Origin of the sequence: Sulfurimonas sp., assembly GCF_016744025.1 — a bacterium.
Lineage (GTDB): Bacteria > Campylobacterota > Campylobacteria > Campylobacterales > Sulfurimonadaceae > Sulfurimonas.
This window is the reverse complement of sequence record NZ_JADGFC010000204.1, coordinates 1-3,122: the sequence shown is the minus strand read 5'-3', so window position 1 is coordinate 3,122 and position 3,122 is coordinate 1. Positions and strand designations below refer to the sequence as shown.

The following is a 3,122-nucleotide window of genomic DNA, read 5'->3' as shown; positions in this document are numbered from 1 at the left end:
ATACAAAACTCCGTATGAAGTGTTTTTCAGTGAAATGAGTAAAAGATTAGCTAGCTAATTTAGGTGGAAATTGCACTTGTTGTTGGAATTGGCGGATTAATAATATAAAATTTAGTGTTTTGTTCAAGTTCAAGGCAAAATTGAAGAGTTTACTATTGTAAATGACGAAATTTTAACGAAGAAATTGGATAAAAAACTATATTTTAAGAAGTACCCTTCTCCAGATACCTGCGGCACATGACGAATCAAGGTGTGCTGCTGTATTCCTACCCTGACACATTGTCCTAAAACATCATTGCACAGGTCTAAAGAAGAGCGACGAAATTATAGCCAATTATTTTTAAATAACAAAGCTTTTTTCAAATAACTTTCTAGTCGCTTGAAATTGTTGCTACTGCATCTTTTATAGCTTGTAAATATGCCTCATATTCAAAATCTTGATTTGCATCTGCCCCTGCAAATTCTAACTCTTTTGACATCTCATATATTTCATTAAATCTTAAATTTCCAGAACTTCCCTTTAATCCGTGCGCATGTTCTTTTATTGCTGGATAATCTTTTTCATTTATTGCATCTTCTAGTGCTTGTAAAATTGGAGGAGTCTCTTGTAAAAAGCTACTAAGCAACATAGGTATATGTTTTATTTTTAAACCGATTGCATTTGCCATATCTTCATGTGAAATATTTGCGTAATTTGGTGTTAAAATTGGCATGTTTGAGTTCCTATCTTTTATGTATAATTAACTACAATTGTAACATAGGATTCTAAAATGTTATATATACTGTGTGCTCTAAAATCAGAAGCTCAAGCTTTTGTTGATAAATACAAACTTACAAAAAACAAACAAAACTCACAACTAAGGCTTATAGTTAGTGGTATGGGTGCTGAGAATATGTTTGAAGCGACTCAAGAAGTTGTAAAGACTATGACTGAAGATGACACAATCATCAATGTCGGAATATGTGGTGGAGATAAAAAGTTCTCTATTGGTCAGCTTATAGATGCAAGAGAGTCAAATCTTACCTGTGTAAGTTCTGAAGTTTCTTGTGATGGCGAGTATGAACTTGTAGATATGGAGTCTGATGGATTTATAAGAGCTACTAAAGATATACAAAACAAATATATTTTTAAAGTAGTCTCAGACCATTTCGAACCTCAAGAAGTCACTAAAGAGAAGACAAAATCTCTTATTTTTAATGTTATAGATGATATAAACAAGACAATAAATTTTAAGGTCAATTAATGAAATATATTATATTAATATTATTAAGTCTTTTAACTCTAGATGCAAGCTCATCTGAGGAGATGAAACAAAAAAAACAGATTGGGCGTATGCTTGTTATTGGATTTGAGAATGAAAGTGTTAATAAAAATAGTGATATTGTAAAACAGATTCAAAAATACGACCTCGGCGGAGTTATCTTATTTGATAAGTTTTATAAAGATAGAAGTAAAACTAAAAATATAAGCTCACCTGCGCAACTAAAAGAACTGACTTCAAAATTAAAAGAGTACTCAAAACAGCCTCTTTTAATATCAGTTGATCAAGAAGGTGGAAAAGTAGCAAGACTAAAAGATTATTATGGTTTTGAAAAAATCCCATCAGCTAAAAAAGCTTCTCTTCTCTCACAAAAAAAAGTCAAAAGTACATATAACAAGCTAGCACAGATGCTTGAGGACAATCATATAAACTGTAATTTTGCTCCTGTTGTTGACTTGGATGTAAATCCAAAAAACAAAGTAATTTCACAACTTGAGCGCTCTTTTGGAAGTTCAAGTAAAAAAGTAACTGAGTACGCAAAAATAGTGATAGATGCTCAAACAAAACATAATGTTATAAGCGTTTTAAAACACTTTCCAGGTCATGGCTCTTCACTTGGAGACTCGCATAAGGGTTTTGTAGATATTTCTAACACTTGGACTAAAGAAGAGTTAGTTCCATATCAAAATCTTATAGATGCAAACAATGTAGACATGATTATGAGTGCTCATGTTTTTAACTCACACCTTGATGCTAAATATCCTGCAACACTCTCACATAAAATTAATACTAAACTTCTTCGAGAAAAGATGGGCTTTAAAGGTGTGCTAATCAGTGATGACCTTCAAATGAAAGCTATCTCAAAACACTACACTCTAAAACAAACAGTTACAAAAGCTATAAACTCAGGTGTTGATATTTTACTTTTTGGAAATCAGTTGGTATCTAACAATGTCGAGGAGTTAGTTAACCTCATATACTCTCAGGTTAAAAGTGGGGCTATTTCAAAGAAAAGAATCAAAGAAGCAAATACAAGAATACAAAATCTTCATACTAAAAACTCTATAATCCAAAAACCAATAAGCTTTGATAAAGAGCGCATAGATATGACAAAATCCTACATAAAACAACACTATGCTCTTGATGTAAAAAACATAAAAATACAACCAAAGGTCATCGTTCTGCACTGGACTGCGGTTATGAGTTTTGAGAAATCTTTTAAAAGACTCAAAGGCAATCTTCTTTACGGTGACAGAGGAGATATAGCAGCTGCTGGAGCACTAAATGTTTCTTCACACTTTTTAGTAGATCGTGATGGGACAATTTACCAACTTATGCCTGATAACTTTATGGCAAGACATGTTATAGGACTTAATTTCTCAAGTATCGGAGTAGAAAATATTGGTGGAGAGAGTAATGTCAAAGATGATTTAACTCCACAGCAATTAAAATCAAACATCAGACTTGTAAAGTATCTAAAAGCAAAATATCCTAACATCGACTACCTCATCGGTCATCATGAATATCTAGAGATGGAAAATAGTCCACTATGGTTAGAAAGAAATCCTCTTTATAGAACAAAAAAAGCCGATCCTGGAGAAAGGTTTATGAATATAGTTAGAAGAAGTGTTAAAGAACTTGGACTTAAAAAACCATAATGCAGAGTTCTTTTTCTCTTCTTGATTGGTCTGTTTTTGGGGCTTACTTTTTAATACTAGCTGTCACTTCTTACATCTTAGCCCAAACAAAAATCAAAACTTCAGACTTAATTAAAAATATGGGGGTTTGAAAACCCTTGCAAACTTCTGTATATTGGTAAGAAACCAAGGTATTTCTATAATGGATTATAAAAAAGCTCTA

At 32.2% G+C, this 3,122-nt stretch carries 3 protein-coding genes and 1 other RNA gene; 2 read left to right on the top strand and 2 right to left on the bottom strand.

Annotation, left to right across the window (positions count from 1 at the left end):
- Positions 1-214: 214 nt before the first annotated feature.
- Together ffs and QZZ48_RS15165 are read right to left on the bottom strand one after the other, a co-directional pair.
- Positions 215-312, bottom strand: an RNA gene (gene ffs, locus QZZ48_RS15170) — signal recognition particle sRNA small type.
- Between the two features lie 59 nt (positions 313-371).
- Entirely contained in the window at positions 372-713 is a 342-nt protein-coding gene (locus tag QZZ48_RS15165; RefSeq protein WP_294967098.1) for an Hpt domain-containing protein, read from the bottom strand.
- A 57-nt stretch (positions 714-770) separates the two neighbouring features.
- Here QZZ48_RS15165 and QZZ48_RS15160 point away from each other — a divergent pair, with 57 nt between their 5' ends.
- Both QZZ48_RS15160 and QZZ48_RS15155 read left to right on the top strand, forming a co-directional pair.
- Positions 771-1,244: a hypothetical protein gene (locus tag QZZ48_RS15160; protein WP_294967097.1), complete on the top strand. Its 474-nt coding sequence runs from the start codon at positions 771-773 to the stop codon at positions 1,242-1,244.
- Positions 1,244-2,920 carry a glycoside hydrolase family 3 N-terminal domain-containing protein gene (locus QZZ48_RS15155; RefSeq protein WP_294967096.1) on the top strand — a complete coding sequence of 559 codons (1,677 nt, stop codon included), beginning with the start codon at positions 1,244-1,246 and terminating at the stop codon, positions 2,918-2,920. The genes QZZ48_RS15160 and QZZ48_RS15155 overlap by 1 nt, the downstream gene beginning before the upstream one ends.
- Positions 2,921-3,122: the final 202 nt, after the last annotated feature.